General features: G+C 72.7%; 23 protein-coding genes and 1 pseudogene. 9 read left to right on the top strand and 15 right to left on the bottom strand.

From position 1 onward, the window contains the following. Positions 1–134 precede the first annotated feature (134 nt). Positions 135–2,129 carry a hypothetical protein gene (locus HT134_RS11395; protein ID WP_175600341.1) on the top strand — a complete coding sequence of 665 codons (1,995 nt, stop codon included), beginning with the start codon at positions 135–137 and terminating at the stop codon, positions 2,127–2,129. Positions 2,130–2,384: 255 nt separating this feature from the next. On the opposite strand, the gene tsaD is transcribed toward HT134_RS11395, so the two are convergent. The 12 genes from tsaD to HT134_RS11335 form a co-directional block, all read right to left on the bottom strand. Further along, positions 2,385–3,416, bottom strand: coding sequence for a tRNA (adenosine(37)-N6)-threonylcarbamoyltransferase complex transferase subunit TsaD (gene tsaD, locus HT134_RS11390; protein WP_175600340.1), 1,032 nt, complete (start codon positions 3,414–3,416; stop codon positions 2,385–2,387). Next, a complete protein-coding gene (gene rimI, locus HT134_RS11385; protein WP_175600339.1) occupies positions 3,409–3,840 on the bottom strand; it encodes a ribosomal protein S18-alanine N-acetyltransferase in 432 nt (143 codons plus the stop codon). The genes tsaD and rimI overlap by 8 nt, the downstream gene beginning before the upstream one ends. Before the next feature lie 11 nt (positions 3,841–3,851). Further along, complete coding sequence (gene tsaB / locus HT134_RS11380) at positions 3,852–4,496, bottom strand: tRNA (adenosine(37)-N6)-threonylcarbamoyltransferase complex dimerization subunit type 1 TsaB (RefSeq protein ID WP_175600338.1); 645 nt, start codon at positions 4,494–4,496, stop codon at positions 3,852–3,854. 107 nt (positions 4,497–4,603) lie between these two features. Further along, on the bottom strand, positions 4,604–5,533 hold the full coding sequence (locus HT134_RS11375; protein ID WP_175600337.1) for an aminoglycoside phosphotransferase family protein: 930 nt from the start codon (positions 5,531–5,533) through the stop codon (positions 4,604–4,606). A gap of 56 nt (positions 5,534–5,589) precedes the next feature. After that, a complete protein-coding gene (locus HT134_RS11370) occupies positions 5,590–6,126 on the bottom strand; it encodes a class F sortase (protein WP_175600336.1) in 537 nt (178 codons plus the stop codon). Between the two features lie 13 nt (positions 6,127–6,139). After that, positions 6,140–6,763, bottom strand: coding sequence for a hypothetical protein (locus tag HT134_RS11365; RefSeq protein WP_175600335.1), 624 nt, complete (start codon positions 6,761–6,763; stop codon positions 6,140–6,142). A 241-nt stretch (positions 6,764–7,004) separates the two neighbouring features. Beyond that, positions 7,005–7,457: a tRNA (adenosine(37)-N6)-threonylcarbamoyltransferase complex ATPase subunit type 1 TsaE gene (gene tsaE, locus HT134_RS11360; protein ID WP_312888079.1), complete on the bottom strand. Its 453-nt coding sequence runs from the start codon at positions 7,455–7,457 to the stop codon at positions 7,005–7,007. Between the two features lie 17 nt (positions 7,458–7,474). Further along, on the bottom strand, positions 7,475–8,524 hold the full coding sequence (locus tag HT134_RS11355) for an alpha/beta fold hydrolase (RefSeq protein WP_175600334.1): 1,050 nt from the start codon (positions 8,522–8,524) through the stop codon (positions 7,475–7,477). A 17-nt stretch (positions 8,525–8,541) separates the two neighbouring features. Further along, positions 8,542–9,675, bottom strand: a complete 1,134-nt coding sequence (gene alr, locus HT134_RS11350; RefSeq protein ID WP_175601067.1) for an alanine racemase — start codon at positions 9,673–9,675, stop codon at positions 8,542–8,544. A 59-nt stretch (positions 9,676–9,734) separates the two neighbouring features. Continuing rightward, the gene (locus HT134_RS11345; protein ID WP_175600333.1) at positions 9,735–11,201 is read right to left on the bottom strand and encodes an NAD(P)H-hydrate dehydratase; all 1,467 of its coding nucleotides are present in this window, start codon (positions 11,199–11,201) and stop codon (positions 9,735–9,737) included. 9 nt (positions 11,202–11,210) lie between these two features. Continuing rightward, entirely contained in the window at positions 11,211–11,561 is a 351-nt protein-coding gene (locus HT134_RS11340; protein ID WP_175600332.1) for a holo-ACP synthase, read from the bottom strand. A gap of 22 nt (positions 11,562–11,583) precedes the next feature. Next, positions 11,584–13,002, bottom strand: coding sequence for an alkaline phosphatase PhoX (locus tag HT134_RS11335; RefSeq protein WP_175600331.1), 1,419 nt, complete (start codon positions 13,000–13,002; stop codon positions 11,584–11,586). A 228-nt stretch (positions 13,003–13,230) separates the two neighbouring features. Here HT134_RS11335 and coaA point away from each other — a divergent pair, with 228 nt between their 5' ends. The 6 genes and pseudogenes from coaA (at position 13,231) to HT134_RS11305 (ending at position 18,514) form a co-directional block, all read left to right on the top strand. Then, positions 13,231–14,133, top strand: coding sequence for a type I pantothenate kinase (gene coaA / locus HT134_RS11330; protein ID WP_175601066.1), 903 nt, complete (start codon positions 13,231–13,233; stop codon positions 14,131–14,133). A gap of 32 nt (positions 14,134–14,165) precedes the next feature. Next, positions 14,166–15,122, top strand: coding sequence for a DUF389 domain-containing protein (locus tag HT134_RS11325; protein WP_175600330.1), 957 nt, complete (start codon positions 14,166–14,168; stop codon positions 15,120–15,122). A gap of 103 nt (positions 15,123–15,225) precedes the next feature. Further along, a pseudogene (locus tag HT134_RS11320) lies at positions 15,226–16,038 on the top strand (ABC transporter ATP-binding protein); the annotation flags it as partial. Beyond that, positions 16,031–16,885, top strand: coding sequence for an ABC transporter permease subunit (locus HT134_RS11315; RefSeq protein ID WP_175600328.1), 855 nt, complete (start codon positions 16,031–16,033; stop codon positions 16,883–16,885). The pseudogene HT134_RS11320 and the gene HT134_RS11315, both read left to right, overlap by 8 nt. Next, positions 16,882–17,796: an ABC transporter ATP-binding protein gene (locus HT134_RS11310; protein WP_175600327.1), complete on the top strand. Its 915-nt coding sequence runs from the start codon at positions 16,882–16,884 to the stop codon at positions 17,794–17,796. The genes HT134_RS11315 and HT134_RS11310 overlap by 4 nt, the downstream gene beginning before the upstream one ends. 1 nt (position 17,797) lies before the next feature. Continuing rightward, positions 17,798–18,514, top strand: a complete 717-nt coding sequence (locus tag HT134_RS11305) for an ABC transporter permease subunit (protein ID WP_175600326.1) — start codon at positions 17,798–17,800, stop codon at positions 18,512–18,514. A gap of 61 nt (positions 18,515–18,575) precedes the next feature. On the opposite strand, the gene glmM is transcribed toward HT134_RS11305, so the two are convergent. From glmM to rplM, 3 genes are read right to left on the bottom strand one after another with little or no spacing between them, the layout of a single operon-like run. Then, positions 18,576–19,922, bottom strand: coding sequence for a phosphoglucosamine mutase (glmM, locus tag HT134_RS11300; RefSeq protein ID WP_175600325.1), 1,347 nt, complete (start codon positions 19,920–19,922; stop codon positions 18,576–18,578). A gap of 1 nt (position 19,923) precedes the next feature. Continuing rightward, positions 19,924–20,445, bottom strand: coding sequence for a 30S ribosomal protein S9 (gene rpsI, locus HT134_RS11295; RefSeq protein ID WP_113700205.1), 522 nt, complete (start codon positions 20,443–20,445; stop codon positions 19,924–19,926). A 26-nt stretch (positions 20,446–20,471) separates the two neighbouring features. Then, positions 20,472–20,915: a 50S ribosomal protein L13 gene (gene rplM, locus HT134_RS45445; RefSeq protein ID WP_175600324.1), complete on the bottom strand. Its 444-nt coding sequence runs from the start codon at positions 20,913–20,915 to the stop codon at positions 20,472–20,474. A gap of 322 nt (positions 20,916–21,237) precedes the next feature. On the opposite strand from rplM, the gene HT134_RS11285 reads away from it, so the two are divergent. Together HT134_RS11285 and HT134_RS11280 are read left to right on the top strand one after the other, a co-directional pair. Then, positions 21,238–22,002, top strand: a complete 765-nt coding sequence (locus HT134_RS11285; protein WP_175600323.1) for a CAP domain-containing protein — start codon at positions 21,238–21,240, stop codon at positions 22,000–22,002. Positions 22,003–22,026: 24 nt separating this feature from the next. Continuing rightward, positions 22,027–22,977, top strand: a complete 951-nt coding sequence (locus tag HT134_RS11280) for a hypothetical protein (protein WP_175600322.1) — start codon at positions 22,027–22,029, stop codon at positions 22,975–22,977. Positions 22,978–23,269 lie beyond the last annotated feature (292 nt).

Genomic DNA, 23,269 nt, shown 5'->3' with positions numbered 1-23,269 from the left:
TTGATCGAAAGGCTAAGGTGGGCGGGCGGGAGTTCTCCCCCCTGTTGCGGTTTTCCGCGTTCTCCTTCTTCATCTGCAAACCGGACCTATCCACCGCTGCGCGATGAACCGTCGGCGAGTGAAGGAGCCTTTCGGTGGATCATTCCAACCACACCGCCCTCCTGCAGACGGGCGGCCACAGCAAGGTCCCGGAGAGGATGCGTGAGCTGCTGGCGCGCGCCGCGCAGGACCACGTCTACGAGCAGCGCACGCAGGGGGCCGTCCTCGACGAGATCCGCCAGCGGCTCGAAGGCATGGAGTGGCTGCTGCGCGAGGTCCGCGAGCGGGAGCTCGGGGGGTTGAGCGGCACGCTGGAGACGGTGAGCGGGCGCCTTGACGACATCGCGGCCAAGCCGCCCATGTGGGCCGAGGGCCTCGCCCAGCACGTCGAGGCGGTACGCGACCACGTGGACGCCGTCGGCTCGCAGGTGGGCTCCGTGGACGCCCGGGTGGAGTCGGTCCACCAGCGCGTCGCCCCCGTGGTGGAGCTGCCGAACATCTGGGACGACCTGACCACCATCGGCGGCGGCGTCGAGGAGACGCTGAAACGGCTGCAGGCGGTCCTGGACGGCGGCGAGGGCATCGCCAAGCGGCTGGGCGAGTTCTCCGCCGTCATGGCCCAGCTGGGCTCCAGCATGGAGGCCGCGGCGAGCCGCTTCACCCGGCTCGACCGGTCGCTCGCCGAGCTGACGGCACGCACCGACCGGGTCGAGAACCTGGTGGCCGACCTGTCGGACGGGCTGTCCGCGGGGCTGTCGAGCAGCCTGGACGACCGGCTGGCCGCCGCCGCCGAGCAGGCCGGGGCACGGGCCGCCACGGTCGGCGAACACGTCAACGCGCACGTGGACGCCGTCGCCGAGCGGCTGATCGCGCACGTGGACGTGCTCACGGGCCAGGTGAGCGCCGTGACCGACCGGCTCACGACCGCCGAGCAGCGGCTGGCGGCGCGGCTGGAGGAGACGCGGCAGGAGCTGGCCGCGAGCCTGGAGGAGACGCAGCAGCACGTCTCGGTCCGCCTGGAGGAGACGCAGCAGCAGGTCGCGGTCCGGGTGGAGGAGGCGCAGCAGCAGGTGGCCGTGCGGCTCGACGAGCTCGACGTGCGCATGGAAGGGGTCGAGGGCCGCCTGGCCGGGGTCGACTCCCGGCTGGGGGCCGTGGACAAGCGGATCGTCTCGCTGGACGGGCAGCTCGGCGCCCTGGACGGCCGGGTGGACGGCCGCTTCACGGCGCTCGACGGCCGCCTGACCACGCTCGACGAGCGCGCGGTGGCCGTCGGCGAGCGTCTGGGCGGCGTGGACGACCGCGTGGCCTCGATGGAGCAGCGGGTGGCCGGCATGGACCAGCGGGTGGCGGCGGTGGACCAGCACCTCGGCGAGAGCGCGACCCGCAACGAGGCCCGCTTCAACCACCTCGACAACGACCTCGAGTCGCTGGACGAGCGGCTGAACGAGGTCGAGGAGCACCTGACGACCCGCTTCGACGCCGTGGACAGCACGGTGACGGGCCGGTTCGCGACCGTCGACACGAAGCTGGCGGCCGGGTTCGACGGGGTCACGAGCCGGCTCGACCGCAGCGACAGCGCCATGGCGGCGCACTTCGCCACGGTCGACGCCAACCTGTCGGCCCGCTTCGACACGATGGACGGGCTCGCCGGCCGCCTCGACGCCGTGGACACGGGGCTGGCGGCGCGGTTCGACCAGGTGGGCACGAGCATCCAGAGCAGCATGCAGGCCCGCTTCGACGGCGTGGAGCGGCACCTGACCGACCTGGCGACCCGCGCCGAGCAGTCGGGCGAGCAACTGGAGACGGTGGACGACCACCTGGAGGCGGTCAACCAGCGGGTGAGCCAGCTCCCGGTGACGCTCGGGATCGGCGAGCGGATCGAGGAGGCGATCGCCGCCCGCTCCGCCGAGGAGGCCGACCGTCTCGCGTCGGCGGCGGGCGCGCTCTCGGAGCTGGTGCAGGCGCGACCCGACCGCGACGAGCTCAACCGCACCGCGACCGACCTCACCAAGCGCCTCGCCTCCCTGGAGGAGACCATGCTCGCCCTGGCCGAGGCCCTGCTGCGTCCGACCCGATCCAAAGACTGAGCTGCTACGGCACAGCCGACGTCACGCGCACGCGCCGACGTCGGCTCGCCTCTGTCCTGGCCGGTCGTGAGGGCTCACGGGCTGCTCGCCGTGACGACGCGCATCCTCGGCCGCCTACGTGGTTCGGACGCCGGCCCGCGCCCGACGCGGACCGTCCACCCCGAAGGCAGCCGGACGCCTCACCCGTGGAGCGCCCCAGACAGGGGCACCACGGAAGGGACGCCCCAGACAGGGACGCCGCGCGCTCGGGACGCCTCAGACGTGGACCGTGGTGATCGGCATGGAGGAGTCGGCCGGGATCTCCAAGGTCGAGGGGGTGATGCCCGCGGCGACCAGGTCGGAGCCCAGGGCGGCCACCATGGCGCCGTTGTCGGTGCACAGGCCGGGGCGCGGGACGCGCAGCCGCACCCCCGCCGCGTCGCAGCGCTCCTGGGCCAGGGCCCGCAGCCGCGAGTTGGCCGCCACGCCGCCGCCGATGAGCAGGTCGTGCACGTCGTACTTCCGGCACGCCTGGAGCGCCTTGCGGGTCAGCACGTCCACCACGGCCTCCTGGAAGGAGGCCGCCACGTCGGGCACGTGGATCGACTCGCCGGCCGACTCCCGCGCCTCGACCCAGCGGGCCACGGCGGTCTTCAGGCCCGAGAACGAGAAGTCGAGCGTGCCGTCGTCGATCTTGCCACGCGGGAACGCGACGGCCGTGCCGGAGCCAGAGGCGGCCGCCCGGTCGATGTGCGGGCCGCCGGGGAACGGCAGCCCGAGCACCCGCGCCACCTTGTCGAACGCCTCGCCCGCCGCGTCGTCCACCGTCGAGCCGAGCGAGATCACGTCCTGGGCCACGTCGGGCACCAGCAGCAGCGACGAGTGGCCGCCCGAGACCAGCATGGCGATGCACGGCTTGGGCAGCGGACCGTGTTCGAGCTGGTCGACGGCGACGTGCGCGGCCAGGTGGTTGACGCCGTAGAGCGGCACGCCGAGGCCGAGCGCGTAGGCCTTGGCGGCGGCGACGCCCACCAGCAGGGCGCCGGCCAGGCCGGGCCCGGCCGTCACGGCGATCGCGTCGATGTCGGAGAACTTCAGACCGGCCTGCGCCAGCGCGGACTCCACGGTCGGCGTCATCGCCTCCAGGTGGGCCCGCGAGGCGACCTCGGGCACCACGCCGCCGAAGCGGGCGTGCTCGTCCATGCTGGACGCGATGGTGTTGGCCAGCAGCGTGTGGCCCCTGACGATGCCGACGCCGGTCTCGTCGCAGGAGGTCTCGATGCCGAGGACCAGGGGTGCGTCAGCCATCCAGCTTCTTCCTCATCATGATCGCGTCGGTGCCGTCGTCGTAGTAGCGGCGGCGGATGCCGATCTCCTCGAACCCGAAATGCTCGTACACGCCGCGGGCGCGCGGGTTGTCGTCGCGCACCTCCAGGAAGATCTCGCGGGCGCCGCGCCTGCGCGCCTCGCACAGCAGCTCGGCCAGCATCGCGCCGCCGACCCCCGTGCCCTGGTGGGCCTGGAGCACCGCGATGGTCTGCACGTCGGCCTGGTCGGCCGCGGCGGCCAGGCCCGCGTAGCCGACGATGACCTCGTCGACCAGCGCCACGACGTAGTGGCGGGTGCGCGGCTGCTCGGCCAGCTCGCCGCGCATCATGCCCTCGCTCCACGCGTCGTGCGGGAAGGTCGTCCGTTCGATCGCCATGACCGCGGGCAGGTCGCCCTCGGTCATCTGCCGGAGCCTCACGCCGTCACCCGCTTGGGCGCGCCGGGCACCACCGCGTCGGGGCGGCGCAGGTAGATCGGGCGGGCCGGGTCGAGCGCGGCGCCGGCGGCCAGGCGTTCGACGGCGAGGCCGGCCAGCGCGCCCGCGTAGGGGTAGGGCGGGTCGAGCGGCTCGCCGAGCGCGTCGGGGTAGAGGACGGCCCCGGCCCCGGCGACCGGCAGGCCCTCGACGGGCACGTCGGCGGGCCGGTCGACGGCCGGGCCGCTCACGCGGGTGCGCCGGTCGGCGTACCGGGCCCAGAACACCTCCTTGCGCCGCGCGTCGGTGGCCGCGATGAACGGCTCGTCACGACCGCTGCCGTAGGCGACGGCGTCGAGGGTGCAGATCCCGTACGCGGGGATCGCGAGGGTGGTGGCCAGCGCCTGCGCGGTCATCAGCCCGACGCGCAGCCCGGTGTACGGGCCGGGGCCGCTGCCGGCGACGACGGCGGTGACGTCGCGCAGCGACGCGCCCGCCTCGGCGAGGACGGCCTGGATGGTGGGAGCCAGCAGCTCACCGTGGCGCCGGGCGTCGATCGTCGTCGACTCGGCGAGAACCCGCTCGCCGTCGTGGAGCGCGGCGGTGACCGCAGGAGTGGCGGTGTCAAAGGCCAGGACCAGCACGACTGCTTAGCCTACCCGCCACCCGGCTCATCCCTGGCCGCTCGGCCGATTCCCGGCCGGCCGGAAGCGACGGAAGCATTCCCGGCCGACCGCAAGCGCCGGGAGGGTCAGGCCCAGCCGGTGCGGCGTCTGAGCCAGTCCAGCGCCACCGTGCCCTGAGCGCGCTGGAACGCCCGCAACGTGGGCAGCCCGGGCGGGTCCGGCCGGCGGCCCTGCCGGACGAGGTAGCCGGTGATCGCGGCGACCGCCGCGGTGATCGCCGGGTCGGGATCGGTGACCAGCTCGTGAGGCATCGGCCCGCCCTGCATGCCGACCGACGGCAGCATGCACACCCGGTCGAACCACGACGCCCCGACGCACGCCCACGGCCAGTCCACGACGTAGACCTGGTCGCCGGCCAGCAGGATGTTGTCGGCTCGCAGGTCGGAGTGCAGGAGCGTGTCGCCGGCGGCGGCCTCGCCCCAGCCGGACTCCAGCTCGGCCAGGCGGTCGAGGTGGCGCAGCGCCCACGGGTCGAGGCCGGTGACGTCCTCGTCCACGAGCCTGCGCCAGCCGCGGAAGGAGTCGGCGAACAGCTCCGCGACGGGCGGCGCGGTGACGGGCGCGGGCGTGAGCGCGGCCGACATCCGCTCGACGGCCGCGAGCACCAGGTCCAGCTCGTCGCGCCGCCACGGCATCGCCGGGTGGCGGCCCTCGATGTCCTCGAAGACGAGCACGACCCAGCCCTCGGCCTCGAACGTGGTCAGCAGCCGCGGCGCGGGCACCGAGGCGGGGAGGGCGGCGGCGATCACCGCCTCGGCGCGGTAGATGCGCACGGACTCGGGGTTCGGCTCGGGGCCGACGGCCTTGACGAACGCGCGCCGGCCGCCGGCGGTGCGCAGGCGCACGGCGGCGGCCGGGGAGAAGCCGGTCTCCTGGGTGACGGCCTCGGTCACGGGGCCGCCGAGGAAGTCCTCGACCCCGGCCCGGGCCGTGGGGTGCACCTGCTCCCAGGGGATGCGGCTGCCGGTGGGGGGCGGGTTGGTCTCCACGCTCATGTCCCCATCATCCCGGCCCCCGCAACTGCTTTCCGGCGGGGACTCGCGGGGCGGGGTCAGGCGCGGGAGGCGTAGACGATGATGTTGTCGATGTACTCGCCCTTGGCGTAGTCGAACGTCCCCCCGCACGTCACCAGCTTGAGGCCGTCGTCCACGTAGACCTTCCTGGCCGGGAAGCGGTCCTTGTGGACCTGCTCGACGGCGTCCACCTTGTACCTGGCGACCTTGCCGTCGCTGCGCTCCACCTTCACGAGCTCGCCCTTGCGCAGCTTGCGCAGCTTGTAGAACACGGCGGGCGCGGTCTTGGTGTCGACGTGGCCCACGATCACCGAGGCGCCCTTCTCACCGGGGACGGCGCTGCCGCTGTACCAGCCGGCGACCTTGGGCTTCTCGTACGGCGGCAGCTCCACCTCGCCGTCCTTGGTCAGCCCGAGCTTCATCAGCGGGGCCTCGACGTCGATGGACGGGATGTCGATGCTCTCGGGCACCACCTTCGCGGCGGCCTGCTGGGTGCCGAACTGGGTCTTGCCGAACATGACAAGCAGGAGTCCCGTGGCGGCCCCGGCGAGCACCACGCGTCCCGGACGTGCCATGGCGTCGTCCTCGTCAGGCGCGGTTGCGGCGCTTGATCGCGAACCCGATGCCGGCGGCCAGGGCGAGGCCGAGCAGCACCCCGGCCGGGCCGAGCGGCAGCCCGGAGCCCTCGTCCACGTCCTTGCCGAACGTGCCGCCGCCGCCCGCGCGCGGAGCGCGGGTGGGCACGTCGCTGGGCAGCGGCTCGGCCCGGACGACGCGCAGGGTGGCGCGGCCGGTGTCGTTGGTGCCGTCGCACTTGACGTCCACGCGGTAGGAGCCGCGCGCGATCGTGCCGGACACCTGCGCCTCGCCCCGCACCCACGGGCCTGGGCTGGGCGTGCTGGTGGCGTTGGCGCCGGGGGTCGGGACGGCCGGGTTGAGCGGGACGCCGCTGAGGAACGCCCGCGAGGTGGCGGTGCCGGTGTGGGCGGGGCCGCCGGTCGGCACGGGGCAGTTGGCGAGGATCCAGACCCGCGACGTCTCGCCGGCGGTGACCCGGTCGGGGTTGAGCTCGACCTTGATGGAGGCGCGGGCCGGGGCCGTGGCCGTCGTGGTGGCGGTGCTCGTGGCGGTCGTGGTCGCCGTGGCGGTGGCCGTCGGTGTGGCTGTGGGGCTGCTCTCGGCCTGGGCGGAGCAGCCCAGTGCGCCGACCATGAGGATGGCTCCCGCGGACGCGAGTCGTCTGACACCGAGCACCAGCGCACCCCACTTCGCCGTCTTGCACCAAGCATCCACCAGAAAGGTGGACGCTGCCCCTCCTGATACCCAGAAATTCTGGGGGAATCCATCACCAACGATCATGTTTTCCGTCATCGGCGAGATACGTCAAGGGTGACAGCATTGCCGGGCGTTGACCCGCGTTTTACTCTTGTCGCCGCTCAACCGGCGTGTCGGGTCAGCCGGAGTCGCCGGACCAGCGCGCGCCGACTCCCCGCAGGGTCACGACGCGGGCGTCGTCGCCCGTCTCGCGGTCGATGTGGATCTCCAGGCGGTCCTCGGACAGGCCCTCGACGAGTCCCTCGCCCCACTCGACGACGGTGACCGACTCCTCCAGCGAGGCGTCGAGGTCGAGGTCGTCCACCTCCAGGTCGCCGCCGAGCCGGTAGGCGTCGACGTGGACGAGGGGCGGCCCCTGGCGCAGGGACGGGTGGACCCTGGCGATCACGAACGTCGGCGAGGTGATCGGGCCGCGCACCTTCAGGCCCTCGGCGATGCCCTGCACCAGCGTCGTCTTGCCGGCGCCCAGCGGCCCCGACAGGACCACCAGGTCGCCGGGGCGCAGCCGGGCCGCCAGCCGGGTCCCGTACGCGCGCATGTCCTCGGCGGTCGGCAACCGCTCGGCGTTCACCGCGACTCCCCCACTCTCTACAACTCCACTCTCTTGATCAGGTCGCGCAGCGCGTCGTTGACCACGCCCGGCCGTTCGAGCTGGATCAGGTGGGAGGTGTCGGGCACCTCGGTCAGCTGGGCCTTGGGCAGGGCGGCCGCCATGGCGCGGCTGTGGTCGGGCGGGGTCAGCCAGTCCTTGTCGCCGACGAGGATGGCGGTCGGGACGGGGTCGAGGACGTGCAGCGCGGACAGCTTGTCGTGGTTCATCAGCGCCGGGTAGAAGTCGGCGATCACCTCGGTGGGCGTCGCCCTGATCATGGTCTCGGCGAAGTCGACCAGGGTGGGGCTGACGTTCTTGGAGTCGCCGAAGCCGACGTAGCGGGTGATGAGGAACGCGATGTCGCTGCCCGCGTGGCGGGTGCGGTCGACGAGCGCCCCCCGGCGTCCCAGCATGGACACCGCGCCCGGCGCCACCTTGTGGACCACCTTGGACACCAGGGCGGGCAGGCCCAGCGTGACCTCGGCGAGCTTGCCCGCCGAGGTGCCGATGAGCGCCACGCCCTTGATCCGGTCGCCGAACAGCTCGGGACGGCGGTCGGCCAGCGCCATGATCGTCATGCCGCCCATGGAGTGGCCGACGAGGACGCACGGGCCGGGCACGAACCGTTCGAGCAGCTCGGCCAGGTCGTCGCCGAGCCGGTCGATCGTGGTGTCCTCGGCGGCGGCGCGCTCGGAGCGGCCGTGGGAGCGCAGGTCCCACGCCACGATCCGGTGGCTCTCGCGCAGGTCGCGGCGCTGGTAGTGCCAGGACTCCAGGTTGAGGCAGTAGCCGTGGCAGAAGACGACGGTCAACGGCGCGTCCTCAGGCCCGTCGATCTCCACGTGCAGAGAGACCCCGTCAGAGGTGGTGAGCACGCGCTCCCGCCCCTTCAGTTCGCCGAACGGCTCGGCCAGCTCGGCGTCGGGGCGCAACCTGATCCGGCCCACCGCGTAGCGCTTGGCCAGTGTCACCGCCGCGACACCCGCCGACGCGGCGCCGACGATGGCTCCGGCGATGCCGACCTTGCGACGCGTCGTCGTGGTCATGTCCCCGCGCCCCCTTCTCACTCCTGGCTGTCGCGCACGTGGACCCGCGGCACCCGCGCGCCGATCCTCGTCACGATCTCATGTGTGATGGTGCCGAGGTTATCCGCCCACTCCTGGGCGGTGGGCTCGCCCCTCCCCCCAGGGCCGAACAGCACGACCTCCTCGCCGTCGGCCGGCAGGTCGTCGCCCAGGTCGATCATGAACTGGTCCATGCACACGCGGCCGGTCACGGGCCTGCGGCGGCCCGCGGCCAGCACCTCGGCCCGGCCGGTCGCGTGCCGCAGCACGCCGTCGGCGTAGCCGAGCGGGACCAGGCCGAGCCGGGTCTCGCGCTCGGTGACGTGCAGGTGCCCGTACGAGACGCCGGAGCCGGCGGGCACCTGCTTGACCAGCGCCAGCCGCGCGAGCAGCGTCATCGCCGGGCGCAGGCCGAAGTCGCCCAGCTCGGGGACGGGGCTCAGCCCGTACATCGCGATGCCGGCGCGGACCATGTCGAAGTGGGACCGCGGCAGCGTCATGATCGCGGCGGAGTTGGCGAGGTGGCGGATGACGTGGGAGCCGCCCGCGCCCGCCTGCTCGGCCAGCTTGAGCGCGGCCTCGAACGCGTCGAGCTGCGCCCCGATCGACGGGTGGCCGGGGATGTCGGCGCACGCGAAGTGCGACCACAGGCCGATGATCTCGATGGCGCCCTCGGCCTGGAGCCGGACCGCCCGGTCCAGCAGGCCGGGCCAGGCGGCGAGCGGCGCGCCGCCCCGGCTCATGCCGGTGTCGGCCTCCAGGTGCATGCGGGCGGTGCGGCCGGTGCGCCGGGCGGCGGCGGCGATCTCGTCCAGGGTGGTCTCGGCGGAGGCCGACAGCTCGACGTCGGCCTCGAGCGCCTCCGCGACCGGCTCGCCGGGGCCGATGATCCACGACAGCACCGGCGCCGTGACGCCGGCCGCGCGCAGGGCCAGCGCCTCCCGGATGAACGCGGTGCCGAGCCGGCTCGCCCCGCCCGCGAGGACGGCCTCGGAGCACGGCACGAGACCGTGCCCGTAGGCGTCGGCCTTGACGGCGCCCATCAGCTCGGCGCCGCCTGCGCGCTCCTTGAGCAGCGCCACGTTGCGCTCGATCGCGGCCAGGTCGACCCGCGCCTGCGCGGGCGTCGCCATCGGGAATCCCATCTCTCCAGTCTGGCAGCTCGCCCCGGCGGCCGGGCCTCATTCGCCGATCAAGAGGACCGGCTCGTCAGTTCGCGGATCGCCGCCGGCACGGCCGCCGCCACGCCCGCCGCGTGCAGCGGCGCGCCGGAGGAGGCGATCCGCCCGGCCAGCCCGTGCAGGTACGCCGCGCAGGAGCCCGCGTCGTAGCAGCCGAGCCCCTGGGCGAGCAGCGCCCCCGCCACTCCGGACAGCACGTCGCCGGTGCCGCCCGTGGCCAGCCACGCGGTGCCGGTGCCGTTGACGCGTACCGGCCGGTCCGGCTCGGCCACGACCGTGGTGGACCCCTTGAGCAGCACGGTCACCCCGAGATCGGCCGCGGCGTCGCGCGCGTGCCTCAGCCGGTCGGCCTCGATCTCCTCGCGCCCGGCGCCCGTGAGCCGCGACAGCTCACCGGCGTGCGGGGTGACCAGCACGGGCGCCTCGCGGCCGAGCAGGTCGCGCTCCCGGGCGACGAGGGTGAGCCCGTCGGCGTCGACGAGCACGGGCACGTCGCTCGCCAGCACCTGAGCGAGCATCTCCCGCGCCCAGTCGCCGGTGCCGAGCCCGGGGCCGACCACCCACGCCTGCACCCGGCCGACGCCGTCGAGCGAGGGCCGCTCCAGCTCCGTGACCACCGCCTCGGGCCAGTGGGCGCGCACCTGCGCCACCGGCTCGCCCGGACCGGCGTAGCGGACCATGCCGGCGCCGGCCAGCAGGGCGCCGCCGACGGCGAGCACGGCCGCGCCGGTGTACTGGTCGCTGCCGGCGACGACGCCGACCACTCCCCTGCGGTACTTGTCGCTCTCCGCCGCCGGGCGCGGCAGCAGGGCGGCCACGTCGGCGCCGGTGAGCCCGACGACGTCGGGGTCGGGCAGGTAGGGGCCGAGCCCGATGTCGACCAGCTCCACCTCGCCGGCCAGGGCGGCTCCCGGGTCGACGAGCAGGCCGGTCTTGCGCGCCCCCATGGTCACGGTCAGCGCGGCCTCGACGGCGGCGCCCTCCACCCGGCCGCTGCTCGCGTCCACGCCGCTGGGCACGTCCACGGCGACCGTGGGCGCCGCCGCGGCGTTGGCCGCCCGGGCGAGCCCCCAGTACGGCTCGCGCAGCGGCCCGCTCGCCCCGATGCCGACGAGCCCGTCCACGATGAGGTCGGCCCGCTCGACCGCCTCAGCGCCAGCCGCGCCGTCCCCGGCCGTGCGGCCGCCGGCCAGCAGGAACGCCTCCAGCCCGGCCTCGTGGGTCCGGCCGCCCGCGAGCACGGCCTCGACCCGGGCGCCGCGCCGGGCGAGCAGCGCCCCCGCGTACAGGGCGTCGCCGCCGTTGTCGCCGCTGCCCACGAGCAGGGTCACGCGGCTGCCGTACACCTTGCCGAGCATCGCCGCGCAGGCGGCGGCGAGCCCGGACGCGGCGCGCTGCATGAGCGTGCCCTCGGGCAGGCGGGCCATGAGCTCGTGCTCCGCGGCTCTGATCTGGTCGGCGGTGTAGGCGGTGCGCATGATCCGAAGCTATCCCTCCGCGATCACGTAGGCCACGGCGACGCCCGCGTCGTGGGTGAGGGAAAGGTGCCAGCGCTTGACGCCGAGCTCGTAGGCGACCTCGGCGGCGCGGCCGGTGACGTGCAGCTCCGGCCGGCCGCTCTCGCCGCGGCGCACCTCGGCCTCCAGGTGGCCGACCCCCTTGGGGCCGCCGAGCGCCTTGGCCACGGCCTCCTTCGCGGCGAAGCGGGCGGCCAGCGACCGCACCGGCAGGTCGCGCTCGCGCTCGGTGAACAGCCGCGTCCGCAGGCCCGGCGTACGCTCCAGCGTGGCCTCGAACCGGGCGATGTCCACCACGTCCACCCCGATGCCCAGGATCATGTCCCCAGGCTAGCCGGGCGCGTCAGAAGGCACCGCGCTGCCACGGCCCCCAGATGGCGAACGACATGCCGTGCGTGGACTGGACGTTCACGTACAGGGTGTGACCGCCGGGGCCGAACGTGGAGCCGGCGAACTCCGCGCCCGGGTCGCCCGCGACGGGCTCCATGCGGCAGAAGTCGAACAGCTCGCCGTGCCGGGTCAGGCCGCGCAGGTAGTTGTCACCGTCGCCGTCCTCGCACAGCACGAGGGTGCCGCGGGGGCTGGCCGTCACGTTGTCGGGCAGGTCCAGGACGGTGGAACGGGGCGACTCGTAGACGAGCCGCAGCCGGCCGCTCCACGTCTCGTACGCCCAGACCTGGCCGCGGCCCTTGCCGAACCCGGAGGGGGCCGTGTCTCCCGGCGCGGTGGCGCCGCCCTGGGTGGAGACGAAGTAGATGGTGCCCTGGTGGTGGATCGCGCCTTCGAGCCGGGAGAAGATCGCGGCGCCCTCGGCCCGGCCCTGCCTGCCGACCGCCTGGACGGCCTCGTCGTTCGACGGCTTCCCGGTGAAGCGCGGGTCGGGCTCGTCGATGTCCACCCAGGCGGTGGCGTAGGAGGCGCCGTGGCGCTGGCCCGCGGACAGGTCCTCGCGCGGGGAGCCCTTGACGGCCAGCATCTGGAGCCTGCCGCCGTCGAGGAGGCGGCCGGCCTTGAGCGGGTGCTCGGGCGGCAGGTAGCGGTAGAGGCCGGAGGGGAAGCTGAAGCAGTCCTCGGTGAGGTAGAGCGCGCCCGACTCGGGGTCGAAGGCGGCCGACTCGTGCGCGAACCGCCCGGCCGACCTGATCGGCCTGGCCGTCGCGGCGCCGGTCACGGGCACCTCGAAGACGTAGCCGTGCCTGCGGGTGAGCTTGGAGTTGTCGCCGCCGGTGTGGTCGTCGCCGACGTCGGGCCCGTTGACGGTCTCCTCGCAGCTCACCCACGCCTTCCAGGGCATGGGGCCGCCGGAGCAGTTGAGCATGGTGCCGTTGAGCGACGGGGCGGCCTTGAGCACCTCGCCGTGCCGGGTGACCTGGAGGGTGACGGTGCCGCCGCCCGCCATCGGGTCGTAGGCCTTGTCCTTGTCGCCGAAGGCGCCGACGGGGCCGCCGACCTCGTGGTTGCGCACGAGGTACGCGGTGTCGCGCGGCCCGGCGAACGCCGCCATGCCGTCGTGGCGTCCGGGGACGATCGAGCCGTCGGGGAATCTGCTGCCCGCCTCGTTGAAGGAGCGGTAGGCGAACCCGTCGGGCAGGTGGAGGCGCACCTCGCCGTCGCGCTTGTCGCGTACGGGCTTCAGCGGGCCGTAGCCCTTCACCTGGGTGACCCCGCCCTGTTCGGCCGCGCAGGCGACGCCCGCGAACGGCCCGGCGATGCCGGCGGCGGCCGCCACGGCGGCCCTGGCCAGGAAGCGACGACGGTCCATGAACCCTCCCGGGGACACTGGCTTCCCCGAACAGTAACCGCCCGGGTTCCCCGGCACGCCCGGTTTCGGGGAGATGGCCAGGGGCCGACGGCGAGGGAACGCGCACCTTTCCCCGAACTGACTGTCGATAATCCCCACAGGTTCATCCACAGGCTGTGGACAACTCCCCCACCCCGCCGAACCGGACGCGGGCGGCGTCGCTACGCTGCCTAGGTGAACAACGGCTACGTGGAACTGAGCAGGGAGCAGTGGAGCGATCTCCGCAAGAACACGCCCTTGACTCTCACCGCAGAAGAGCTGGAAGAGCTGCGCGGCCTCGACGACCCCATCGACCTGGTCGAGGTCACCGACATCTACCTCCCCCTGACCCGGCTGCTGAACCTGCACTACACGGGGTCCAAGCAGCGCAGTAGCGTGCTCAGCGCGTTCCTCGGCCACTCCGAGCGGCGGGTGCCGTACATCCTGGGCATCGCGGGCAGCGTCGCGGTCGGCAAGTCCACCACGGCGCGACTGCTGCACACGCTGCTGGCCCGCTGGCCCGAGCACCCGCACGTCGAGCTGATCACCACCGACAGCTTCCTCTACCCGAACGCGGTGCTGGAGGCCAAGGGCATCATGCACCGCAAGGGCTTCCCCGAGAGCTACGACCGCAGGGCGCTGGTCCGGTTCGTGGCGGAGGTGAAGGCCGGGGCGGCCGAGGTGAAGGCCCCGATCTACAGCCACCTGGAGTACGACATCGTCCCCGGCGCGAGCCAGAGCGTGACCAGCCCGGACATCCTCATCATCGAGGGGCTGAACGTGCTCCAGCCGGCCCCGCCCACCTCGCTCGCGGTCAACGACTACTTCGACTTCTCCATCTACGTGGACGCCAAGGTCGAGGACATCCGCACCTGGTACGTCGAGCGCTTCCACAAGCTGCGCCGCACCGCCTTCGAGGACCCCAAGTCGTACTTCCGGTACATCGCCGAACTGTCGTACGAGGAGGCCACGACGTTCGCCGTCGACGTCTGGCGCGACATCAACGAGCGCAACCTCGTCGAGAACATCGCCCCGACCCGGGGCCGCGCCGACCTCGTCCTGCAGAAGGGCGCCGATCACTCCGTCCGGCGGGTGCGCCTGCGCCGCACCTGACGCCACCTGTTGACATCGACAAGAATGGCCCGATGCTCCACCTGCGACTGATCACCCCGTCCGACCGCACCGTCGAGGTGACGGCGGTGCTGGAAGGCTGCGCCGGAGCCACCAACATCGTCGTGCTGCCCGGCGCCGCGCGCGAGCCGGCGGGCGACCTCGTGCTCGCCGACGTGGCCCGCGAGTCGGCCAACGAGGTGATCAGCGACCTGTCGTGGCTGCGCGAGGCCGGCTCGATCGCCGCCGAGGACATCCACCTGTCCATCTCCAGGGCCGCCGAGGAGGCCGTGGAGGAGGCGCCCGGCGCGCCCGACGACGCGGTCGTCTGGGAGGAGCTGGCCCAGCGGGTCCACTCCGACTCGCGCATCACCTGGGCGTACCTCGTGTTCCTGGCGATCGCCACGCAGATCGCCGCCATCGGCGTGCTCCAGAAGTCGCTCATCCTGATCGTCGGCGCCATGGTCCTGGGGCCGGAGTTCGGCGCGATCGCGGCCGTCTGCTTCGGGCTGCTGCGCCGGCGCTGGCGGCTGGTCACCGGCGCCGTCAGGACCCTGGTGATCGGCTTCGCGATCGCCATCGCCGTCACGGTGGCCTGCGCGCTGGTCTCGCGCGGGCTCGGCTGGATCGACCCGTCGCACCTGCACGGCAACAGCGAGGTGCAGTTCATCGTCAAGCCCGACCGGTGGTCGTTCATCGTGGCGCTGCTCGCGGGCGTGGCCGGGGTCCTGTCGATCACGGCCGGCAAGTCCTCGGCGCTCATCGGCGTCTTCATCTCGGTGACCACGGTGCCCGCCGCCGGCTACGCGGCCGTGGCGATCGCGCTCGGCGACTGGGGCGAGGTCGCGGGCTCCGTCTCGCAGCTCGCGGTGAACATCGCCGGCATGGTGATCGCGGGCACCGCCACCCTCTGGGTGCAGCACAGATTCTGGCCTCAAGTAGGACGCACGTCCTCCGTGCGGCCGATGCCGCGGGGTGACGCCGCCGGGTAGTGTCCGGATCATGCACATCCTCGACACCGAGGGGCTGACCAAACGCTTCCCGACCGTCACGGCGCTCGACGGGCTCACCGTCACCACCGGCCCGGGCGTCACCGGCCTGGTCGGGGCCAACGGGGCGGGCAAGTCGACGCTGATCAAGATCCTGCTGGGGCTGCTCCCGCCCACGGCCGGCGGCGCGCGCGTGCTCGGCCTCGACGTCACGACACGCGGCGCCGACATCCGCCGGCTCGTCGGCTACATGCCCGAGCACGAATGCCTGCCGCCCGACGTCTCCGCCACCGAACTGGTCGTCCACCTCGCCCGGATGTCCGGGCTCCCCCGCACGGCCGCCCGGGAGCGGGCCGCCGACGTGCTGCGCCACGTCGGGCTGGCCGAGGAACGCTACCGTCCGATAGGCGGCTACTCCACCGGCATGAAGCAGCGCGTCAAGCTCGCGCAGGCGCTCGTCCACGACCCCAAGCTCATCCTCCTGGACGAGCCGACCAACGGTCTCGACCCGCGCGGACGCGACGAGATGCTCACCCTGATCCGCCGCATCGGCGCCGAGTTCGGCATCAGCGTGCTGGTCACCTCCCACCTGCTCGGCGAGCTGGAGCGGGTGTGCGACCACGTGATCGTCATCGACGCCGGACGGCTGCTGCGCTCCTCCGCGATCGGCGAGTTCACCCAGGCGACGCGGAGCGTCACGGTGGAGGTCGACGAGGGCACCCAGGCGCTGGCCGACCGGCTGGCCGAGCTCGGTCACGGCGTCGCGCCGCACGGCCGGATGCTGCTGGTCGAGGTCACCGGCCCGGACACGCTCGACGCCATCCGCGACGCGACCGCCGACCTCGGCCTGTGCCTCATCCGGCTCGAACGCGGCCGGCAGCGCATCGAGGACGTCTTCAAGGAGACCGCTGGTGTCTGAGATCTACGACATCGGATACCGCCACTACGACGGCCCCCGGCTCGGGCGCGGCCACACCACCCGGGCGCTCACCGTCCACAGCCTGCGCGGCGTGTTCGGCCTCGGCCGCCCGGCCCGCAGCAAGCTCGTGCCGTTCTCGCTGGCCGCCATCATGGTGCTGCCCGCGATCGTCTCCATCGCGATCATGGCGCTGATGCGGCGCGAGGGCATGAGCTACAGCGGCTTCGCGGTGATCATGCAGGCCGTGCTGGCCATCTTCCTGGCCTCGCAGGCGCCCACGGTGGTGGCGCCCGACCTGCGCTTCCGCGTGCTGCCGCTCTACCTGTCGCGCCCGGTCACGATCACCGAGTACGTCGGCGCCAAGGTCGTCGCGATGACCGTCGCCCTCTACGCGCTGATCGCGGTGCCGCTGACACTGATGTTCGCCGGCGAGCTGCTGGTGGACCTCCCCGGGCCGCCCCGCACCAAGGAGTACCTGGGCGCCATGCTCACCGGGCTGCTGCTCGCGGTGCTGCTGGCCGCGTTCGGGCTCGCCATCGCCTCGCTGACGCCGCGGCGCGGGCTCGGCGTCGCCTCCGTGATCGCCCTCTACCTGCTCGCCTCGGCCTCCGTACCGATCATGTACAGCACGCTGCTGTCCGCCGGCGACGAGGACGCCGCCCGGTGGGCCTGGCTGATCAACCCGTTCTGGCTGGTGGACGCCGTCCAGGTGTGGGTGTTCGGCACGACGCCGAACTCCGAGGGCGGCTACCCCGACGGGCCCGTGTCCTTCGTCATCGTGGTCCTGCTCATCGCCGCCGCCGTGGCGGCGCTCGCGCTCCGCTACCGGAAGGCGGCCTCCCGGTGAAGATCGAACTGGCGCAGGTCTCGCGCTGGTACGGCAACGTCGTCGCGGTCAACGACGTGACCATGACCATCGGGCCCGGGGTCACCGGGCTGCTCGGACCCAACGGCGCGGGCAAGTCGACGCTGCTGCACATGATGGCCGGCTTCCTCGCGCCGTCGAACGGCACGGTCACGCTGGACGGCACCCGCGTCTGGAAGAACCACCAGGTCTACCGGCACATCGGCCTCGTCCCCGAGCGGGAGGGCGTCTACGGCTTCCTGACCGGCTGGCAGTTCGTGCTGTCGGCCGCCCGCCTGCACGGCCTGCCCGACCCGGTCGAGGCCGCCCGCAAGGCGCTGGCCACGGTCGAGATGGAGGAGCCCAAGGACCGGCGGGTCGAGACGTACTCCAAGGGCATGCGCCAGCGCGTCAAGGTGGCCGCCGCGCTCGTCCACGACCCGCCGGTGCTGCTGCTCGACGAGCCGTTCAACGGCATGGACCCGCGTCAGCGGCTGCACCTCATGGACCTGATCCGGACGATGGGCGCCGCCGGCAAGACCATCCTGTTCAGCTCGCACATCCTGGAGGAGGTCGAGCGGGTCGCCCAGCACATCGAGGTGCTGGTCGCCGGCCGGCACGCCGCCTCGGGCGACTTCCGCGAGATCCGCCGGCTGATGACCGACCGGCCGCACCTGTTCCGCATCCGCAGCAGCGACGACCGGCGGCTGGCCGCGGCGCTCATGCTCGACGACTCGGCGGGCGGGGTCTCGCTCGGGCCCGACGGGCTGGAGGTGCGGGCCGTGGAGTTCCGCGGCTTCGCCCGGCTGCTGCCCCGCGTGGCCCGCACCGAGGGCATCCGCCTGCACGAGGTCTCCCCCGCCGACGAGGACCTCGAAAGCGTCTTCTCCTACCTGATCAACCGGAGCACCTGACATGAACAGCGTGGTGGCAGGTATTACGTATCGGGCGCTGCTGGGGCGACGGCGGATCGTCCTGCTCCTGCTTCTCCCCGTGGCACTGCTCGGCCTGGCGCTGCTCCTGCGGCTGATGGGGAGCGACGACCAGCGCTCGGCCATGCTGCTCATGCAGAACTTCGCCATCGGCACCATGCTGCCCCTGCTCGGCCTCATCGCCGGCACGGGCGTCATCGCCCCCGAGATCGACGACGGCACGATCATCCACCTGATGTCCAAGCCGATCTCCCGGCCGGTCATCGCCCAGACCAAGTTCCTCGTGGCGGCGTCGCTGCTGGCGGTCTTCGCCGCCGTCCCGACCTACGTCGCGGCCTGGCTGCTCGTGGGCAACGAGGACGCCATCGCGCCCGGCTTCGCCGTCGGCGCGCTCGTGGCGGGCATCGCGTACGCGGCGGTCTTCCTGCTGCTCGGCGTGGTCACGCGCCACGCGGTGACGATCGGCGTCGTCTACGCCCTGGTCTGGGAGGGGCTGGTGGGCGGCTTCGTGCCGGGCGCCCGCAAGTTCTCCGTCCAGCAGTGGGCGCAGTCGATCGCCGACCAGATCTCCACCTCGCCGTTCCTCAAGGCCGACGTCACGCTCGGCTTCGCCGTGCCGGCGCTGGTGATCGTCACGGTGCTGGCGGTCCTGTGGGCCGGACAGCGGCTGCGCGTCCTGTCCCTCACCGGCGACGAGTAGACCGCCGCCGGGAACGAGAGAGGGGTACGGCTCACGCCGTACCCCTCCTTCACCGCCTGGCTCAGGCGCAGGCCGCCCGCACCACGTCGGCCAGCCGCTCGGCCACCTTGGTGGCCTGCTCCTCCGAGGACGCCTCGACCATCACGCGGATCATCGGCTCGGTGCCGCTCGGCCGGATCAGCACCCGGCCGGTGTCGCCCAGCTCGGCCTCCGCGTCGGCGACCGCCGACACGAGCTCGGCGGCCTTGGCCTTGCCCTTGTCCACGCCCTTGACGTTGATGAGGACCTGCGGCATCGGCGTCATGACCGAGGCCAGCTCGTGCAGCGACCGGCCCGAGGACGCCACCACCGACAGCAGGTGCAGCGAGGTCAGCAGCCCGTCACCCGTGGTGGCGTGGTCGAGCATGATCACATGCCCGGACTGCTCGCCGCCCAGGTTGTAGCCGTCGGTCTTCATGCGCTCCAGCACGTAGCGGTCGCCCACCGCGGTCTCCACCACGGTGATGCCCGCCTCGCGCATGGCCAGCTTGAAGCCCAGGTTGGACATCACGGTCGCGACCACGGTGTCCTTGGCCAGCGTGCCCTCGGCGTGCATCGCCGAGGCCAGGATCGCCATGATCTGGTCGCCGTCGACGACCGCGCCCGTGTGGTCCACCGCGAGGCAGCGGTCGGCGTCGCCGTCGTAGGCGATGCCGACGTCGGCGCCGCGCGAGATCACCACCTGCTGGAGCTTGTCCAGGTGGGTGGAGCCGTGGCCGTCGTTGATGTTGAGGCCGTCGGGGCGCGCCCCGATCGCCTCCACCTGGGCGCCGGCCCGCAGCAGCGCCTCGGGCGCGACCATGTGGGCGGCCCCGTGGGCGCAGTCGACGACGACGCGCAGCCCGTCGAGCCCGCCCCGCATCGTGGCCAGCACGTGGCTGATGTACCGGTCGGCCTCACCGTAGGCGTCACGCACCCGCCCGACGGCCGAGCCGACGGGGAAGCTCCAGTCCTCGCCCAGCCGCCGCTCGATCTCGTCCTCGACCGCGTCGGACAGCTTGAAGCCGCCGCGGGCCAGGAACTTGATGCCGTTGTCCGGCGCGGGGTTGTGCGAGGCCGACAGCATGACGCCGAGGTCGGCGCCGAGCGCCGCGGTGAGGTGGGCGACGGCCGGGGTGGGCAGCACGCCGAGGCGCAGCACGTCCACACCGGACGACGCGAGGCCGGCGACCACAGCGGCCTCGAGGAATTCTCCTGAGGCACGCGGGTCCCGGCCTACGACCGCTATCGGACGGCGTCCGGTAGCGGTGAACGCGCCGGCATCGCCGAGGACATGAGCCGCCGCGACCGAAAGGTCCATGGCGAGCTCCGCGGTGAGGTCGCGTCCCGCGACCCCACGCACCCCGTCGGTGCCGAAAAGACGCGCCAATTTAGCGCTTGCTGTACTGCGGAGCCTTGCGGGCCTTCTTGAGGCCGTACTTCTTCCGCTCCGTGGCGCGGGCGTCACGGGTGAGGAAGCCGGCCTTCTTCAGCGGCGGGCGGTTGACCTCGACGTCCAGGATCGCCAGCGCGCGGGACAGGCCCATGCGCAGCGCACCGGCCTGGCCGGTCACGCCGCCGCCGTCGATGCGGGCGATGACGTCGAACGCCTCCTCCGCACCGAGCACCACGAAGGGCTCGTTGACGATCTGCTGGTGCACCTTGTTCGGGAAGTAGACGTCCAGCGAACGCCCGTTGATCGTCCACTTGCCGGTGCCGGGGACGATGCGCACGCGGGCGATCGCCTCCTTGCGGCGGCCGGTGCCGTACGAGTTGCCCGTGGTGACGGGCTTGCGCACGGGGGCGTCAGCGCTGGCAGCGGATTCGGTGGTGTACTCGGACGGGAAATCCTCGCCGGAGTAGTCCTCCAGCTCGGCCTCGACGGCCGTCTCGACACCGGTGGGCTCAGCCACGGTTCTCCTCTAACTCTTTCGAACTACTACTGGGCGATCTGGGTGATCTCGAACGGCACCGGCTGCTGGGCCTGGTGCGGGTGCTCGGACCCCGCGTAGACCTTCAGCTTCTTGGCCATCTTCCGGCCGAGGGAGTTCTTGGGCAGCATGCCCTTGACGGCCTTCTCGACGGCCTTGTCCGGCCGCTTCTCCATGAGCTCGCCGTAGCTCACGGAGCGCAGACCGCCCGGGTAGCCCGAGTGGCGGTACGCCTTCTTCTGCTCAAGCTTGTTGCCGCTGAGCGCGATCTTGTCCGCGTTGATGACGATGACGAAGTCACCCGTGTCGACGTGGTTGGCGAAGATCGGCTTGTGCTTGCCGCGGAGCAGGGTCGCGACGTGGCTGGCCAGCCGGCCCAGCACGACATCGGTCGCATCGATGACGTACCACTGACGCTGGACGTCGGCGGGCTTCGGTGAGAACGTGCGCACGGTCGTAGCCTTCTTTATGCTCGCGTCTTCGGCGCGCTGCCGGATGCGGCAGCGCTGGGGTCGGTCGGTGCGGGCACACGACGGCCCGGACCTTCCGTCTCCGCAGGGATGGGAGATGACGCCGGACGCGCCGCGCATCGGTCACGCAGGACCTATGCACACAACGAACGATTAGGCTACCCGCCCTGAGGGGCGCAGGTCAAAAGACCGGTAACCTCGCACGAGTCTACCCGACTGGCCGGCCGACCACAGAACGGTTCTATTTCGGTTCCCGGCAATCCCTTCTTTACCGCGACCCCGCGTCCCTATCGTTGGTGGCGGTATGTGGCAGAGCTCTCACCCCCGGCACACCCAGCGGAGCGCACGGCGCCGGAGTCACCTGGGGGCGCTGGTCTGCCTCATGGCCGCGCTGTTCTTCGCGGGCGTGCTGCTGGGGACGCGGATGAACGACGCCGCCGAGCCGACGGGTCACATCTACCTCAGCGAGACCGCGCCGCCGGCGGCCGGCACGCCCACCCCGACGCCGACGCACAAGCCGGCCCGCCCCCGCGCCGACCGCATCCCTCGCTCGACCACCACGGCCACCGCGATGCCCCGCGTGCGCAGCCGCGTCCAGCCCACCAGGACGCCGACCGGCGACCTCGTCCCCGGCTACACCGCGGGCGACCCGGTGCGCGTGCTCGGCGGCGACGCGGTCCTGCAGGTCTCGCCCGCCATGGCCGCGAAGGTCGTCAGCCTCACCAACGCCGCCCGCGCCCGGCGCGGCTGCGCCCCGCTGCGCGTCGACGCCAGGCTCACGCGCTCGGCCCGGGCCCACTCGATGGAGATGGCGAGCAGCGGCCGCTTCGAACACGGGTCGCCCGACGGCGCGTCGCCGTGGGATCGCATGGAGCGCGCCGGGTACCGCGCCGGAGCGGCCGAGAACATCGGCCGCGGCTACGCCTCACCGGAGGAGGCCGTGCGGGGCTGGCTCGACAGCCGCGACCACCGCCAGAACATCCTCAACTGCCGCATCCGGGCCATCGGCGTCGGCGTCGTGTCCGGCCCCGGCGGACCCTGGTGGACACAGGACTTCGGATATTCCTGACGACCTCACGGTAATCTCGCCCGCATGGGTTTTCCCGACGACAGCGAGAGCAGCACCCAGCGGCTCGCCGGCCGCTTCCGCAGGAAGCGTGACGACGCCCCTGAGCCCGAGGCCGCCCCGACCCCCGGGACGAGCGCCTTCGCGACCCCCGAGACCAGTGCCTTCGCGCGTCCGCCGTACCAGGACAAGCCGCCCGCGCAGCCCGCGCCGGCCGTCGAGGAGCCCCGGCGCCAGGAGCGCCGCGCCACGTGGAGCCCGTACGCCGAGGGCCCGACGTCCCGCGGTCCCCTCTGGTTCACCCTGGGCGGCGTCGCGGTGCTCGCCGCACTCGTGGTCGGGCTGACCATGATGTGGAAGGCCGGCGACTCCGAGTCCACCGCCACCGCCCCGGTGCGCACCTCCGCGCCGCTGCCGACGGCGCCGCCCGGCAAGTTCGGGTACGCGGCCGAGCGGTCCACCGACCCCGAGCCGCTCACGGTCAAGGAGCTGTTCCCGACCAAGAAGTTCGCCGTGTCCGGACACTCGTACGAGATGACCATCACCAGCAAGCTCAAGAAGTGCGGCGACGGCGCGCTCGGCAGCAAGCTGCAGAAGGCCCTCAAGGCCGGCAAGTGCAACCAGCTCATCCGGGCCAGCTTCCGCGACAAGGCCGGCAAGATCATCGGCACGGTCGGCGTGGCCAACCTCAAGACCGGCAAGAACGCCACCAAGGTCGCCTCCGCCGGCAGCCAGACCAACTACGTCAAGCCGCTGCCCGGCAAGGACTCGGTCACCAAGCTGGTCGGCTCCGGCAGCGGCGGCGCCCAGGTGTGGGCGCACGGCCACTACGCGGTCATGATCTGGTTCCAGAACAAGGACGGCAGCAAGCCCGACAAGAAGAGCCAGAAGGCCATCATGGGGGCGGCCGTCGAGGTCACCAAGGCGACGGTGTTCAAGGCGCTCGACCAGCGTTCGCTGACCGGCCACCCCGCCTGAAACCCGCCTTTCACCCGACAAGGTCACAAAGCACTCACCTGATGCCGTCGGGAACGCCCATACCGCCATGACGATCTCCCGACTCTCGCTAGGCTCGCCCTTATGCGTGGCCAGGAACCTGGGTCTGAGCACGATCGCGGAGACGCCGGCGACCCGGCGGCGCCGGCGACGCCACCGCCGAGCTTCGGCCGGCCTGCTGAGCGACACGCCCCCTCACCGCCGTCCCCGTCCCGTGAGCCGTCCGACGTGACGGGGCGCGAGCGTCCCCCGTACACGTGGGGGCCACCGCCGT

Origin of the sequence: Nonomuraea rhodomycinica, from assembly GCF_013363995.1 — a bacterium.
GTDB classification, from domain to species: Bacteria; Actinomycetota; Actinomycetes; order Streptosporangiales; family Streptosporangiaceae; genus Nonomuraea; species Nonomuraea rhodomycinica.
This window is presented reverse-complemented; position numbering and strand designations above follow the sequence as displayed.

Bases quoted from the DNA above. Each gene is read 5' to 3' on its own strand.
- tsaD (WP_175600340.1), bottom strand. From the start codon at position 3,416: ATGGCTGACGCACCCCTGGTCCTCGGCATCGAGACCTCCTGCGACGAG.
- rimI (WP_175600339.1), bottom strand. From the start codon at position 3,840: ATGACCGAGGGCGACCTGCCCGCGGTCATGGCGATCGAACGGACGACC.
- HT134_RS11375 (WP_175600337.1), bottom strand. From the start codon at position 5,533: ATGAGCGTGGAGACCAACCCGCCCCCCACCGGCAGCCGCATCCCCTGG.
- HT134_RS11370 (WP_175600336.1), bottom strand. From the start codon at position 6,126: ATGGCACGTCCGGGACGCGTGGTGCTCGCCGGGGCCGCCACGGGACTC.
- HT134_RS11365 (WP_175600335.1), bottom strand. From the start codon at position 6,763: ATGGTCGGCGCACTGGGCTGCTCCGCCCAGGCCGAGAGCAGCCCCACA.
- HT134_RS11355 (WP_175600334.1), bottom strand. From the start codon at position 8,524: ATGACCACGACGACGCGTCGCAAGGTCGGCATCGCCGGAGCCATCGTC.
- alr (WP_175601067.1), bottom strand. From the start codon at position 9,675: ATGGCGACGCCCGCGCAGGCGCGGGTCGACCTGGCCGCGATCGAGCGC.
- HT134_RS11345 (WP_175600333.1), bottom strand. From the start codon at position 11,201: ATGCGCACCGCCTACACCGCCGACCAGATCAGAGCCGCGGAGCACGAG.
- HT134_RS11340 (WP_175600332.1), bottom strand. From the start codon at position 11,561: ATGATCCTGGGCATCGGGGTGGACGTGGTGGACATCGCCCGGTTCGAG.
- HT134_RS11335 (WP_175600331.1), bottom strand. From the start codon at position 13,002: ATGGACCGTCGTCGCTTCCTGGCCAGGGCCGCCGTGGCGGCCGCCGCC.
- HT134_RS11325 (WP_175600330.1), top strand. From the start codon at position 14,166: ATGCTCCACCTGCGACTGATCACCCCGTCCGACCGCACCGTCGAGGTG.
- HT134_RS11305 (WP_175600326.1), top strand. From the start codon at position 17,798: ATGAACAGCGTGGTGGCAGGTATTACGTATCGGGCGCTGCTGGGGCGA.
- HT134_RS11285 (WP_175600323.1), top strand. From the start codon at position 21,238: ATGTGGCAGAGCTCTCACCCCCGGCACACCCAGCGGAGCGCACGGCGC.
- HT134_RS11280 (WP_175600322.1), top strand. From the start codon at position 22,027: ATGGGTTTTCCCGACGACAGCGAGAGCAGCACCCAGCGGCTCGCCGGC.